Below are 15,089 nucleotides of genomic sequence, written 5' to 3'. Positions count from 1 at the left end.
ATGAAAAAGCATATTGTAATACTTATCGTTTTTTGTAGCCTTTTTTTAACACATGCCCAAGATAAAAAAAGACCGAAAGTAGGTCTAGTCTTAAGTGGTGGTGGAGCTAAAGGCATGGCACACATTGGTGCCTTAAAAGTAATAGAAGATGCCGGTATAGAAATAGATTATATTGGGGGCACTAGTATGGGAGCAATCATAGGTGGTCTTTATGCTGCTGGCTATACCGCTTATGAACTGGACTCTATTTTTAAAAGCACCAACTTATCACTCCTTATCCAAGACAAGTTACCAAGAAACGCTAAAACCTTTTATGAAAAGGACGATGCCGAACGCTACACCTTAACCCTTCCTTTTGATAATTTTAAAGTAAGCTTTCCGGAAGGTATTTCTGGCGGACAAAACATTTATAACGAGTTTGTCAAACTTCTCTACCATGTTAAAGATGTTGACAATTTTAATGAGCTACCAACTCCCTTTTTATGCATAGCTACCAATATAGAAACAGGGAAAGCTGTACTTATGGACCGCGGTTATTTGCCAGAAGCTATGATGGCCAGTGGCACACTACCATCTCTCTTTGAACCTTCAGAAATTGATAATCAGATTCTAATAGATGGTGGGGTTGTTAATAATTATCCTATTGATGAAATTAGAGCCAAAGGAGCCGATATTATTATTGGCATAGATGTACAGGATGATTTGGCCGTGAGAGAATCTCTTTCTTCTGCAACAGACATCTTAATGCAAATCAACAACTATCGTACAGCAAACGATATGATTAAAAAGAAAGAGAAAACAGACATATACTTAAAACCAAACATCAAAGAATTTTCTGTTATTGATTTTGAAAAAACTGGTAAAATTATTGAACGTGGAGAAGTGGCCGCTAAAGCACAATTAAATCAATTAAAAGCCATTGCTGAACAACAAAATACAGCAACTAAAACCAAGGTTAGCAAAAGCGTAAAAGATAGTCTTACCATTAACAGATTAATAATCAAAGGTAATGAAGCTTATACCAGAGGCTACATCAAAGGAAAATTAAGATTTACTTTAGGTAATCAAATAACCTTTGACAAGCTACAACAAGGAATAGGAAATTTAGCTGCTACTAATAACTTTAAAGCTATACGATACAAACTTACTTCTAACGGATTAGGGACGGACTTAACACTCTTTTTAAAAGAAGACCCCACAAGAATGTACATTAAAATGGGAGCGCATTATGATGATTTGTTTAAAAGTGCTGCGCTTATTAACCTAACACGTAAAAAACTATTTCTAAAGGATGACGTCGCTTCATTTGACCTAATCGTTGGAGACCACATACGCTATAATTTTCAATATTATTTAGACAAAGGATTTTATTGGAGTTTTGGGATTAACTCTAATTTCGCCAGTTTTGATGAAGAGGTAAATTATGATATTATACGTAGAAATTTTGACTTTGGAGCTAATCAAAATTTAAGTGAAATACGTTTAGATTTTTCAGATTTAACCAATCAAGTCTATGTGCAAACCGTCATCAGAGAAGAATTTGCTTTTAGGATGGGTCTAGAACATAAACATTTAAAATTTAGTACCACCACTTTAAACAACCTGCCCCCTACAAACAATCAAGTAGAAGAGAACGCCATGCAAGACCGTGTGTTTTTTGAGAAGAGTGACTATATAAGCACCTATGGTAGGCTTCGTTTTGACACCTATGACGATAAATATTTTCCCACGAGAGGTTTATTCCTAGATGGTGACTTTCACTACTATATATACTCTAGTGATTTTAATAATAATTTTAAAGACTTTTCTGTTACTAAAGGTAAGCTAGGTATGGCACTCCCCTTATTTCCTAAACTATCGCTAACACTAGAATCCGAAGCTGGCTTTAAACTAGGAACGGCAGGCGTATCTTCTTTTGATTTTATTTTGGGCGGCTATGGCAACCAGCCCATTAATAATATAATTCCCTTTGTAGGGTATGATTATGTGAGTTTAATTGGTAATAGTTTTATAAAAGCAGGCGCTCGCTTAGATTATGAGTTCAGTCCAAAAAATCACCTGCTATTTATGACCAATTTTGCTAACGTAGCAGACGATTTATACCGTACTGGAGATTGGTTTACAGCACCAGACTATTCTGGTTTTGGTATTGGTTATGGTCTAGAATCCTTTTTAGGCCCAGCACAAATACTCTATTCATGGACACCACAGCAGAATGACGGCACCCTATTTTTTAGTATAGGCTATTGGTTTTAGGCTATTTTTTAGCAACCTTTTTACAAAAAACACTAAAGCTTTCTAAAATTCTCAATCTTTTGGTTAAAGTTGGTTAAAAGCTAAAAAGCAATCTAATACCTGCCGTATCTTTGTTGGCATAAGGGGTGGTTCCCTTATAACTTTAAGTATTGGTTTTTCATAATTTAAAGTTTGGTTGGTTATTTAGAAAAAGCTCTAGTGAACACACTAGGGCTTTTTTTATGCAATAGTTTGGTATAAGTTTTGTTTAATTAATTGTAAACCGGTTATTGATAGCCCTGATTTTTATAATTTTAATATACAAACTGCTCCAATAATGAAAAAGATTCTCCTATACCTTTTGCTTTGTACCGTAAGCTTAAGCTACGCACAACAAACACCTGCTTTTAAAACTGGGGAATGGTTAAAATTCCGGATACATTATGGGTTTCTAAATGCCAGTTATGCTACGCTGCATTTAAAATCTGACGAGTTAAATGGTAAACCTGTATACCACGTAGTTGGGAAAGGAAAAACAACTGGTTTTGCCAGCATCTTTTTTAAAGTTGATGACACCTATGAAAGTTACTTTGGCAAAACAGATAGCAAACCCTACAAATTCATAAGAAAGATAGATGAGGGGGGCTACACTAAGGATATAGAAATAGCCTTTGATTATAGTACCAAAAATGCCATATTAACAGACCACAAAAACAAAAAAGAACTAGATATACCTATCCATAATAATATTCAGGATTTATTATCTGCTGCTTATTATCTAAGAAGTAAATACAACTTTGACCACTTTGATGATGGACAAACGTTAAATATGGACATGTTGTTTGATGATGATGGTGTTTTTCAGTTTAAATTAAAATATTTAGGTAAGGAAATCTTAAAAACCAAGTTCGGAAAAGTAGAATGTCTTAAATTTAGACCTTATGTACAGTCCGGTCGTGTTTTTAAGGAACAAGAAAGTCTTACCCTTTGGGTAACCAATGACCTAAACAAGATTCCGGTCCGTATCAAAGCTGATTTGGCCGTTGGTTCCCTCAAAGCAGATTTAGACGCATACAATGGCTTAAGAAATCAGTTCAAGATTATTATGGATTGATTGTATAATAGCCAATGAACAACGAAGAAAAAATCGCTTCGCAAATAAACAAACTAGAAGAAAAATTTAAAGATTCTGGCCAAGACCTTAGCTCCTATTTAGATGGTCTCTTATACCAGCGTTACCTTACTTACTGGGACTACATACATTTAGACACCTTATTAAGTCTGCAGGTACCTAGAACTCATTTTCCTGATGAGGAAATTTTTATCATGTACCACCAGATTACCGAGTTATATTTTAAATTAATATTACACGAGCAAAAGCAATTGGTTGATGACCGTTCTAATCAAATTGCTTTTTTTATAGAACGTACGCAGCGCATAAACAATTACTATAAAGCTCTGATATCTTCTTTTAGCATCATGATTAATGGCATGCAAAGAGAGCAATTTTTACGTTACAGAATGGCATTGCTACCCGCTAGTGGATTTCAGTCTGCGCAATATAGAATGATAGAAATTTATGCTACATCGTTGAATCTATTGGTGCATCAAACAGAACGCAACAACTTTACACAAGAGACAGATATAGAAAAATTATTTGAACATATTTATTGGAAAAAAGGAGCCACGGATAAACAGACAGGCGATAAAACGCTGACATTAAAGCAATTTGAATATCGTTACACTCCAAGACTTGTACGCATAGCCAAACAAGTACAAGACCGTACCATTTACCATAAGTATCTTAACCTTTCTAAAGCTGCTAAAGAAAACAAAACCTTAATTGCAGAATTAAAAAAATTAGACGTCAATGCCAATGTAAATTGGCCTTTAATGCATATGGGTTCTGCATACCGTTATTTAGCTAAAGACAAGGCTACCATAGATGCTACTGGCGGTACTAACTGGAAGGAGTTTTTACCCCCTAGTTTTCAAAAAATAATATTTTTCCCAACTTTGTATTCCAGTCAAGAATTGGAAAACTGGGGCAAAGAGTGGGTAGAACACCAATTTAACCCACAAAATTCAGAGGTATAGTATGTATAAATATTGGGGAACACTATTCGCCGCACTGGTTGTGATGGCATCTTGTAAGGACGATAAAAAGGAAGAACTACCAGAAAACCTTACAGAAATGACTATTGAAGAACCTGTTAATACCCAATACGGTTTTGACTTTGATGCCTATGAAGTAGTGCATGATACAGTACGTAGCGGAGATAGCTTTGGCGAACTAATGCTAAAAAACCATGTAGACTATCCTAAAATTGTTACAATCTCTGAAAAATTTAGAGACACCTTTGATGTCAGAAAAATTAAAGTGGGTAAACCTTACGTAATTCTTAAATCTAAAGATAGTGTAGCTAAAGCACAAATTTTTATTTACCAAAACGATAAAATAAATTACACCGTAGTAGATATGCGGGATTCTGTAGTTGCTTATCGTGATAAAAAACCGGTCCGTTTTATAGAAAAACAAGTTGCAGGCACTATTAAAAGTAGTCTTAGTCAGACTTTGGATAGCCTGGGGGTAGATTATGTAATGACTATTAAGTTATCCGAAGTGTATGCATGGACCATAGACTTTTTTAGACTTAATGAAGGTGATAAGTTTAAATTAATTTATGATGAGCGCTATATAAACGACACAATCTACGCCGGTAGTGGACCTATTAAAGCTGCTTATTTTGAACACAAAGGTCGTCCAATCTATGCCTTCCCTTTTGTGTCAGATTCCTTAAAGCAAATAGAAGACTATTATGATCAAGATGCTAACAACCTAAGAAGCACATTTTTAAAAGCACCTATTAAATTTGGGTATCGTATATCTTCTAGATACAATTTAAAACGAAGAATTGCGTATTACGGTTATAAAGTTCGCCCACACAAAGGAACGGATTATGCAGCTCCTATAGGCACGCCAATTATTGCAACCGCAGACGGGACGGTTACCGAATCTAGAAGAAGAGGTGGCAACGGAAAATACGTTAAGATAAAACACAATGGCACTTATAGCACGCAATATTTGCATATGAAAGCGCAAAAGGTAAAAGCTGGCGAGTTTGTAAGACAAGGCGATGTTATTGGGTGGGTTGGTATGACAGGAAATACAGGTGGCCCGCACGTATGTTACCGTTTTTGGAAAAATGGAAAGCAAGTAGATCCTCTTAGAGAAAAATTACCTACAGCAGAGGCCTTAAAAGATTCCTTAAAAACAGAATACTTTAATTACATAAAACCCCTACGCGCACAATTAGACAGTTTAGAAGCTGGTCCTGGGGAGCAAGAAGAATTAATAACCTTTAACGATACTAATGGCACTACCCAAAATTGACCCAACGCAAACAAAAGCATGGCAAGCGTTAGGGGAACATTACCACCAAATTAAAGACATCCATTTAAAAAGTTTGTTTGCAGAAGATGCAGATAGGGCTACCAAGCTTTCCTTGCAATGGCAAGATTTTTATGTGGACTACTCTAAAAACCGAATTACACCAAAAACCAAAGAACTTTTATTACAGCTCGCAAAAGAAGTAGAGCTTAAAGCGGCTATAGACGCTTATTTTGGTGGTGAAATTATAAATGAAACCGAGGGTAGGGCCGTATTGCACACTGCACTTAGGGCCAAAAAAGATGTTGTAGCCAAGGTAGATGGCGAAAATGTAATTCCAGAAGTTTACCAAGTAAAAGAGCAAATTAAAGCTTTTTCAGAAGCAGTTATTTCTGGGGAGAAAAAAGGGTATACGGGTAAAACGTTTAATACCGTTGTTAACATTGGTATTGGTGGTTCCGATTTAGGACCGGTTATGGTTACAGAAGCATTAAAATTTTATAAAAACCACCTAAAAACTTATTTTGTTAGTAATGTAGACGGTGACCATGTAAATGAAGTGTTGAAAGAAATAGACCCAGAAACTACCTTGTTTATCATAGTGTCTAAATCTTTTACAACCCAAGAAACGCTAAGCAATGCAGAAACCATCAAAGCATGGTTTTTAAAGCACGGAACACAGACAGATGTAGCGTTACATTTTGCTGCTGTTTCTACCAATACCAAAATGATTGATGCTTTTGGTATAGCAGATGAAAATGTGTTTCCGATGTGGGATTGGGTAGGCGGTCGTTTTTCCTTGTGGAGTGCCGTAGGTTTGTCTATTGCACTAGCATTAGGTTATGAGCATTTTGAAGCACTATTAGATGGTGCTCAAGAAATGGACAGCCATTTTAAAGAAGCCCCGTTAGACGAAAACCTACCCACAATTTTAGGTTTACTTACCGTATGGTACAATAATTTCTTTGGAGCAGATACAGAGGCAGTAATTCCATATACACAGTATTTGCATCGCTTCCCGGCCTATTTACAACAAGGAATAATGGAGAGTAATGGTAAAAGTGTAGCCCGTAATGGAGAACTTATACCCTACCAAACCGGAAATATTGTTTGGGGTGAGCCAGGCACCAATTCTCAGCATGCTTTCTTTCAATTAATACACCAAGGAACCAAGTTGATTCCCGCAGACTTTATTGGCTATAAAAAATCTTTGTATGGAAATACAGACCATCATAATAAGTTAATGGCAAACTTCTTTGCCCAGACGGAAGCTTTAATGAATGGTAAAACCTTAGAAGAAGTCACTGCCGAATTGCAAAGCCAAGGGCTACAGCAAAAAGACTTAGATAAATTGGCGCAGTTTAAGGTATTTGATGGTAATAAACCTACGACCACCCTATTAATTGACCAACTAACACCCAAAAGTTTGGGTGCATTGATAGCCCTTTACGAGCATAGAATCTTTGTGCAAGGTGTTGTTTGGAACATTTTCAGTTATGATCAATGGGGAGTAGAATTAGGCAAGCAACTTGCTAAAACCATATTAAAGGACATAGAAAATCCACATATTGCTAACCACGATAGCTCAACTTTATCACTTTTACAAAAATTTAAGGATTAGTTAGCTTACCATAACATTAAAAAATGAGCTTAAACCCCCTATTTCAGGGGGCTTGCTGTTTTTACCACCTATGTAACTTAATAATTCCTTAACATTGGTCTTAGCATAATAACAGACTTTTGCAACGCTAATTGAACAATTAAACACAGTAAAATGAAAAGAATTTACTTAGCATTAGTGGCAATTTTTATGACCACTATTGCATTTGCGCAAGGGGTGACAACCTCAAGCATGCAAGGAGTAGTTACAGATCAATCTGGAGAAATCCTTTTTGGAGCTAACATTGTAGCTACACATACACCATCTGGCACAGTCTATGGGGCTATTACTAATGAGGAAGGTAGGTTTTATCTTCCTAATCTTAGAGTTGGAGGCCCTTATAAGGTAACAGCTTCTTATGTAGGCTTTCAAGAACGCTCATACGAAGGTATCAATTTAGGATTAGGCCAAAGTTTTAATTTGAAAATAACTTTATCAGAAGGTTTAGAATTAGAAGAAGTTGTAATTACTTCTCAACAAGGTGAAATTATTGACCCAGATAGAACTGGACCTTCCGTAAACCTTTCAAGGGAAAAAATTGATGCTCTTCCGACAATAAGCAGAAGTATCAATGATTTTACAAGGTTAACTCCTCAATCTAATGGAACATCATTTGCAGGCACCTCTAGTCGTTTTAATAATTACACAATTGATGGAAATATATACAATAATAATTTTGGGCTAGGATCTGGTCAATTTGCAGGATCAAATCCAATTTCATTAGATGCTATCGAAGAAGTTCAGGTTAATTTAGCGCCCTACGATGTTAGATTAGCAGGTTTTACTGGTGCATCCGTTAATGCCGTTACTAAGTCCGGTACTAACCAATTTAAAGGTTCCGTGTATTATTTTCTGAGAAATGACCAAATGCAAGGAAACAAGTTAAGAAATATTGAACTAAATCGTGGTGATGCCCAAAATGATATAAAAGGTATGTCCCTAGGTGGTCCGATACTTAAAGATAAATTATTCTTCTTTGTAAGCTATGAAGAGGAATCGGAAGCCGTTCCAGGATTTACCAGACAAGCATCTAGACCGGGATTAAGTCCCGATGGACTTACTATATCGAGAGTTCCTGCGTCTGAATTAGATTTTGTAAGTGAAAGTTTATTCAATTTATATGGTTACGCTACTGGGCCTTACGAAAACTACCCTTTCTCTTCTGAACAGACTAGATTTAATGCTCGTCTAGACTTTAACATGAATCAGAATAATAAATTCTCGTTGAGATACAATAGATACGATTCATCTTCTGATGTTAGTATCAATGGTAATTCCAACCGTTTTTTACCAACTCGCTACAGAAATACCAGACGATCTAACATTGAGGCAATGACTTTTGCGAATGCTAATTACACCAATGACCGTCTAGTTGAATCATTAGTTGGTGAGTGGAACGCAAAAGTATCAGATAACATGTCTAACCAACTAAACATTGGTTACACCTCCATTACCGATCCAAAGAGAGGAATACCCGGTGGTCAAGCTTTTCCATTTATTGAAGTATTAGAACCCGATGCATCTGGAAATTTACTATATTATACTGCATTAGGAAATGAACTTTTTACAGTAGGTAATTTATTAGAAAACAATGTTTTCAACATAACTGATAATTTTTCAATCTATAAGGGTAAACACACCTATACTATAGGTGCTAACTTGGAATTAATGTCTTTTAAAAATGCATTTAATCCTGTTTTTAACGGCTTTTATAGATTTACCAGTTATGATAGTTTTGTAGAAACTGTAATTAACCAAACTCCAGGAGCTTATCCTGATGCATTCGCTAAAAGTTTCGCTTTAGATGGCTCTACGACACCACCAGTTGATGAAACCAATTTTGGGCAATTTGGCGTATATTTCCAAGATGAATTTCAGGTAAACGACAATTTTAAGGTAACAGGTGGTTTAAGAATCGACTTTCCATTTTATTCCACAGATATTCCAAGAAACGAGTTATTGGATGATTTAAACAAAACTTTTACCGATCGGGAAGGCAATACGTTTACACCTGACGTAAGTCAATTTCCTAAAGTTCGTCCACTTTGGTCTCCAAGAGTTGGATTTAATTGGGATGTTAACGGTGATGGAAATACCCAATTACGTGGAGGTACTGGTATCTTCTCAGGACGTATCCCATTTGTGTGGTTAAGTAATCAAGTTAATGGATCAGGTGTAGTACGTGGCGGACTAGGATTTGAAGGTGAGGAAGTTGAAGAATTTTTAGGTCCAGATTATGTTTTTAACCCAGACGTAACATTCGGTAATCCTACCAATCCTAGTCAAACTCTTTCTAATGAACTAAATTTGACTGATAGAGAATTTAAATTACCACAAGTCTGGAGAACTAACATAGGAGTTGACCACAAACTACCTTGGGGAATTACAGGAACTCTAGATTTTATCTATTCCAAAGATATCTCTACACCTATAGTTTATAATCCAGTTTTGAGAGAGGCGGACGGTAATTTATCTGGCCCGGACCAGAGACCATATTGGGATGGTGGTTATTCTAGTGATGAAGATTTTAGAAATGTTTTTTACTTAACTAATGCTGAGAAGAAAGCAGATTACTACTCTTTTACAGCTCAATTGCAAAAACAGTTTGATAACGGTTTCTACGCCATGATAGCGTATACTGCATCAAGAGCAAGAGATTTAGATGCATCTGGAGGGTCTCAAGCAGGTTCCCTGTGGACAGCCACAGTAAAAGAAGATAGAAATAATCCAGATTTAGGATTTGCTTCCTTTGATCAACCTAACAGATTCGTAGCAAATTTAAATTATCAAACAGATAAAACTACTATTGCTTTATTCTGGCAAGGGGGTGAAAATGGCCGTTTTAGTTATACGTACTCTGGCAACTTTGGAGATAATTCTAACCGCTTAATGTATATTCCGAATGAAGCATCAGAACTAAATTTTGAAGAATATACTGCTGGAGGTAATCTTATTACTGAACAAGCTCAAATAAATGCTTTAAACAACTATATAGCACAAGATGAATACCTAAGTGAAAATAAAGGTCAAGTCGCAGAAAGAAACGGGGCAAAATTACCATGGATAAATCGTTATGATTTGAGAATTACACAAGACATTCATATAACAGAAAATGCTAAGAACAAGATTCAACTTTCAATGGACTTCTTAAATGTAGGTAACATGTTCAATTCTGATTGGGGTGTTCCTCAATTTACTTTCCAGAATAATTTGTTAAACTACAGAGGTAGAAATGAAAATAACGAACCTGTTTATAGATTAAATACAGTTAGTGGAACTTCTGATTTGCCTACAGAAACATATAGACCTTCTAGTAGTTTATCAGATACTTGGAGATTACAAGTTGGTATTCGTTACCTTTTCAACTAATCCTAAACACATATAATTTTAAAAACCCCTTGCTGCCGCAAGGGGTTTTTTTATGACATAAATTGTTTACTTTTACACCACAAACTAACAACATGGAAATCGTAAAGAACCTTCATTCTTATTTAGCTTACGTAGTATTAATCATTCTTATTTTAGCTGTCGCTAACGCTCTTATAGGTTGGTTTAGTAAAAAAGAATTCCGTTTTGAGAAAGACCTTCGCATTAGTCTATTTGCACTAATCATGTCTCATATTCAGTTGTTGATTGGCCTAATCCTATACTTTGTTTCTACTAATGGTTTTAAGGCCGTACAAACCCTAGGCATGGGTGGTTTAAATTCTGCTGCAAGATTACTTGCAGTTGAACATCCCTTCATTAATATAATTGCCATTGTTCTTATCACTATAGGCTGGTCTAAACACAAAAAGACAGATGATTCTACTGCAAAATTTAAGCGTATAGCTATTTTTTACGGTTTAGGACTACTTGCTATACTTAGTAGAATTCCTTGGGGACAGTGGTTTTAAAATAGAAGATTAGTCCGTTTACTCTTCCTCTTTTAGTAAAAACGCATAGACTGGAAAGTGGTCTGCAAAACCTCCGTAATAGGTGGTACCCACGTAAGTCCTAAACGGATATCCTTTGTAATTTCCTTTGCTTGTTTGTAAGTAGCTCGGGGAGAATATACCTGCTTTCCAAAAAGTGTAAGATTTAGTATTCTTTGTCACCAAACTAGGAGTTAGTAATATCTGGTCAAAAAGATTCCAGCGGTCTCTATAGGCTAAGGTTCCTAAGCCTCTTTTGTACATTCTCTCCATAGGATTAAACATAGAAAGACTATCTAACTGTGAGACTTTACCTTTGGACCTAAGCACTTTTTTGATACTATCATCTCTTGGATCATCATTAAAATCGCCCATCACTATAATTCTTGCATTAACGTCAAAACGACAAATACTATCTTTTATCCTTTTAGTGAGTTCTGCAGCTTTTATTCGGTTTGGTCTACTTCTAGTCTCCCCACCACTCCTAGACGGCCAATGATTTACCAAAAAATAAAATTGTTCCCCATCTAAAAGTCCTCCTACTACTAACTGGTCTCTGGTATAATCCCGATAGCCATCTGCACTAAACAAAAGTAATCTATGGCTTTTAAAACTTGTTGGTAAAAAGGATGAGTCTTTGTACAGCAAGCCTACATCAATACCACGCTCATCAGGAGAATCAAAATGTACTACTTTATAGTTTTTGCTCTGTAATAATGGTGTAGTCAGTAAATCTTGTAATACTTGTTTTGTTTCAACTTCGCAAACACCTAAGATATCTGGTGAGTTCCCAGAAACGTCTTTACCAATTTCTGAAATTACCTGAGCTATATTCTCTAATTTTCTTTGATAACGCTCTTCTGTCCATTGGTATTTACCCTCCGGAGTTCTATCATCATCATACACCAAACTATCATTCTTAACATCGAATAAATTCTCAAGGTTATAAAATGCCACCGTACGTATTCTATAATTCTTTTTTTGCTGACCTATGCCTGTATACCATCCCAAAAAAAGAAAAACAAAAAGTATTCTCATATGCACAAATTACATTAAATGTCGCATTATCAATATCATAATTTAAAAATATTTTGTATCATTATTCTTTACACTAACCATACATGCCTGTTCAACGAGTACTTTTAGCTCTTTTGTTTTGTTGTTATTTTGGCCACACCCAAGAACAAAAAATCTATGGGAAAATAGTAACTCCTCAGCAGAGCTTACCCATTGCAAATGCGTCAATACGTATTGAGAACACTGAGTTGAGCACTAATTCTGATGTCAATGGCACATTCTCTTTGGCCATACCTCCTATGGAAAACTACATCATAAGTATAAGCAAAAATGGTTATGAGCCATTACGCTTACCTTTTACCGTTGGCACAAAACCATTAGATTTAGGAACATTGTTTCTTCTTAAAGATGTACAAGAAGAAATTACAACCAATTTAATATCCCTAACCGATAGTGAACTAGAAAATGGCGAGGAACAAATAGATTCGAATCAAGGTTTACTCCAAGCCACTAAGGATATTTTCTTAAGACGCGCTGCATTCGATTTTGGCCAAGCTTTTTTTAGAGTAAAAGGATATGATAGCAACCAAAGTATAGTACTGTTTAACGGTATGCCCATGAACCGTGCTTTTGACGGTAGGCCCCAATGGAATACTTGGGGAGGCTTAAATGATGCTACCAGAAATCAAAGCTATACCAATAATCTTGCGCAAAATAATCTAACTTTTGGGGGACCCTTAGGGACAACCTCTATTAACACGAGACCTTCTGCGTTAAGACAAGGCTCTAGAGTTACCACTTCTTTTTCTAATCGTACTTACAGTAGCAGATTAATGGCAACCCATGTAGGTAGTTTTTCTGATGATAAGTTTTCTTTTGGACTTTCGGGTTCTGGAAGATGGGCTAAAGAAGGCTATCTAGACGGCACCTTGTACAACGCATATTCATTTTTTGGAGCATTAGAATACAAGCCAAATATTGAGCATAGCTATTTAGCAACTTTTATTGCAGCAAAAAACAAAAGAGGTAGAAGTGCAGCACTAACCCCAGAGGTAAACAACTTAACCTCTAGAACATATAATCCTTATTGGGGATTGCAGAACGGTAAAATAAGAAACTCTAGAGAACGAGATATTTTTGAACCTTTTATACAACTTAACCATTTTTACTCTGGCAAGAAAGTATCCCTTACCAGTGGTTTTTTTTACCAAAATGGATACCACAAGCGCAGTAGATTGGCTTATTTTAATGCTCCAAATCCTGACCCTACCTACTACCGCTATTTACCAAGTTTTTACATCAATAACCGTATTGGTGCAGATTTTAGTAATGCCGATTTAGCTAGAAGTGGTTTTTTAGCACAGCCACAACTTAACTGGAATCAGATTTATTTAGCAAATAAAAGCAGTACTCAAAATGGTAAGGCAGCATACGTACTTTTGAATGATGTACAGGACGAAAATATTCTTGGGATAAGCACAACCGCTAATATCACTTTAGCTCCACAACTAAAATTGGACTTTGGCGCCAATTTCTTTCAACATTCACTTCAAAACTATGCTCAGCTAAAAGATTTACTTGGTGCTGATTATCATTTAGATATAGACCCTTTTTCTAATACTTCAAATAACACACTAAGCACACCTGAAGTAAAAGAAAATGCCGTTTTTGGATACCATTATAAAACTAGGGTAAACAACTTATCTGGTTTTATGCAACTATCTTATTCCTTTTCTAAATGGTCGGCTTTTGTATCTGGAAAGCTAGAGCAAAAGACCTACCAACGGACAGGTTTTTTTAAAAACGAAAGGTATCTAAACAACTCTCAAGGCGATGGAAAAAAGGTAAATTTTACTACTTATGGTCTTAAAGGCGGATTGGCATATCAAATTAACGGTAGACATCTTCTAGAAGCACAAGGATTGTTGTCAACCAAAGCCCCAACCTTACAAAACACCTATATCAACCCCAGAGAAAACCACTTAATAGTACCCAACATTACTAGTGAAAAAATTACTAGCATCAACCTAAATTATCAGCTACGTTTGCCCGACGTTACGGGACGCTTATCTACCTATTATACCCGATTTCAAAATGGTACAGATATAAATTATTTTTACGTGGATGCAGGTGTGGGGTCCGACTTTGTACAGGAAACAATAACCCAATTAGATAGACTACACAAGGGGATAGAACTAGGTTTTACCTTTACACTATCACCACAAGTAAAACTTACAACAGCCGCCAACTTTGGCAACTACACTTTTGCCAATAACCCCAATGTAACCATAAACTTTGATACCGCTGGGGCAGAAGAAGAACTCATTAATTTAGAAGGTAATTTAGATTTAGGAAAAGCTCAATTGCAAGGGTTACGATTAGCACAAGGTCCACAAACAGCCCTATCTATTGGCTTAGATTATAGAGACCCAAAATATTGGTGGATTGGTGCCTCTGCCAATTATCTAAGTGAAAACTACATACAGCCCAGTACCATACTAAGAACACGGAGCTTTTTGTTAAATCCAGATACTAATCTTCCCTTTGCAGATGCTACACCAGAAAAAGTCGAAACCTTACTAAAACAACAACCTTTACCTTCATTTTACCTCTTAAACCTGATTGGGGGTAAATCTTGGCTAATAAAAGACTGGTATATTAGTGCATTTGTAAGTATCAATAATGTATTTGATGTTGCTTATAGTACTGGTGGCTACGAACAAAGTAGAAACGGAAATTTTAGGCAATTGCAAGAAGATAATTTAAGAGACAATCCTTCTTTTGCTCCTAAATATTGGCAAGGATTTGGACGCACATATTTTCTTAATCTGTCGTTCAGCTATTAATTGCTGCCTAGTATCATTTTTTAATT

At 36.0% G+C, this 15,089-nt stretch carries 9 protein-coding genes; 8 read left to right on the top strand and 1 reads right to left on the bottom strand.

Going from position 1 to position 15,089, the window contains the following annotated elements; translation table 11 throughout:
- The 7 genes from FBT53_RS07060 (at position 1) to FBT53_RS07030 (ending at position 11,182) form a co-directional block, all read left to right on the top strand.
- Entirely contained in the window at positions 1-2,256 is a 2,256-nt protein-coding gene (locus tag FBT53_RS07060) for a patatin-like phospholipase family protein (RefSeq protein ID WP_136950461.1), read from the top strand.
- Between the two features lie 316 nt (positions 2,257-2,572).
- The gene (locus FBT53_RS07055) at positions 2,573-3,349 is read left to right on the top strand and encodes a DUF3108 domain-containing protein (protein WP_136950460.1); all 777 of its coding nucleotides are present in this window, start codon (positions 2,573-2,575) and stop codon (positions 3,347-3,349) included.
- A gap of 14 nt (positions 3,350-3,363) precedes the next feature.
- A complete protein-coding gene (locus FBT53_RS07050) occupies positions 3,364-4,332 on the top strand; it encodes a tryptophan 2,3-dioxygenase family protein (RefSeq protein WP_136950459.1) in 969 nt (322 codons plus the stop codon).
- A gap of 1 nt (position 4,333) precedes the next feature.
- Complete coding sequence (locus FBT53_RS07045; protein ID WP_136950458.1) at positions 4,334-5,629, top strand: peptidoglycan DD-metalloendopeptidase family protein; 1,296 nt, start codon at positions 4,334-4,336, stop codon at positions 5,627-5,629.
- Positions 5,610-7,247, top strand: coding sequence for a glucose-6-phosphate isomerase (gene pgi / locus FBT53_RS07040; RefSeq protein WP_136950457.1), 1,638 nt, complete (start codon positions 5,610-5,612; stop codon positions 7,245-7,247). Before FBT53_RS07045 ends, pgi begins: the two co-directional genes overlap by 20 nt.
- A 153-nt stretch (positions 7,248-7,400) precedes the next feature.
- Positions 7,401-10,655, top strand: coding sequence for a carboxypeptidase regulatory-like domain-containing protein (locus FBT53_RS07035; RefSeq protein ID WP_205729025.1), 3,255 nt, complete (start codon positions 7,401-7,403; stop codon positions 10,653-10,655).
- 92 nt (positions 10,656-10,747) lie between these two features.
- Positions 10,748-11,182 (top strand): hypothetical protein, encoded by a 435-nt coding sequence (locus FBT53_RS07030; RefSeq protein WP_136950455.1) that lies wholly within the window; start codon positions 10,748-10,750, stop codon positions 11,180-11,182.
- A gap of 18 nt (positions 11,183-11,200) precedes the next feature.
- Here FBT53_RS07030 and FBT53_RS07025 read toward each other — a convergent pair whose 3' ends face one another.
- Positions 11,201-12,238 (bottom strand): endonuclease/exonuclease/phosphatase family protein, encoded by a 1,038-nt coding sequence (locus FBT53_RS07025; RefSeq protein WP_136950454.1) that lies wholly within the window; start codon positions 12,236-12,238, stop codon positions 11,201-11,203.
- 83 nt (positions 12,239-12,321) lie between these two features.
- Here FBT53_RS07025 and FBT53_RS07020 point away from each other — a divergent pair, with 83 nt between their 5' ends.
- A complete protein-coding gene (locus FBT53_RS07020) occupies positions 12,322-15,063 on the top strand; it encodes a carboxypeptidase-like regulatory domain-containing protein (RefSeq protein ID WP_136950453.1) in 2,742 nt (913 codons plus the stop codon).
- The last annotated feature ends 26 nt before the right edge of the window (positions 15,064-15,089 follow it).

Source organism: Flavobacterium sp. ASW18X, from assembly GCF_005144745.1.
Lineage (GTDB): Bacteria > Bacteroidota > Bacteroidia > Flavobacteriales > Flavobacteriaceae > Croceivirga.
This window is presented reverse-complemented; position numbering and strand designations above follow the sequence as displayed.

Coding starts and splice junctions, on each gene's coding strand:
- FBT53_RS07060 (WP_136950461.1), top strand. CDS start 1: ATGAAAAAGCATATTGTAATACTTATCGTTTTTTGTAGCCTTTTTTTA.
- FBT53_RS07055 (WP_136950460.1), top strand. CDS start 2,573: ATGAAAAAGATTCTCCTATACCTTTTGCTTTGTACCGTAAGCTTAAGC.
- FBT53_RS07050 (WP_136950459.1), top strand. CDS start 3,364: ATGAACAACGAAGAAAAAATCGCTTCGCAAATAAACAAACTAGAAGAA.
- FBT53_RS07045 (WP_136950458.1), top strand. CDS start 4,334: ATGTATAAATATTGGGGAACACTATTCGCCGCACTGGTTGTGATGGCA.
- pgi (WP_136950457.1), top strand. CDS start 5,610: ATGGCACTACCCAAAATTGACCCAACGCAAACAAAAGCATGGCAAGCG.
- FBT53_RS07035 (WP_205729025.1), top strand. CDS start 7,401: ATGAAAAGAATTTACTTAGCATTAGTGGCAATTTTTATGACCACTATT.
- FBT53_RS07030 (WP_136950455.1), top strand. CDS start 10,748: ATGGAAATCGTAAAGAACCTTCATTCTTATTTAGCTTACGTAGTATTA.
- FBT53_RS07025 (WP_136950454.1), bottom strand. CDS start 12,238: ATGAGAATACTTTTTGTTTTTCTTTTTTTGGGATGGTATACAGGCATA.
- FBT53_RS07020 (WP_136950453.1), top strand. CDS start 12,322: ATGCCTGTTCAACGAGTACTTTTAGCTCTTTTGTTTTGTTGTTATTTT.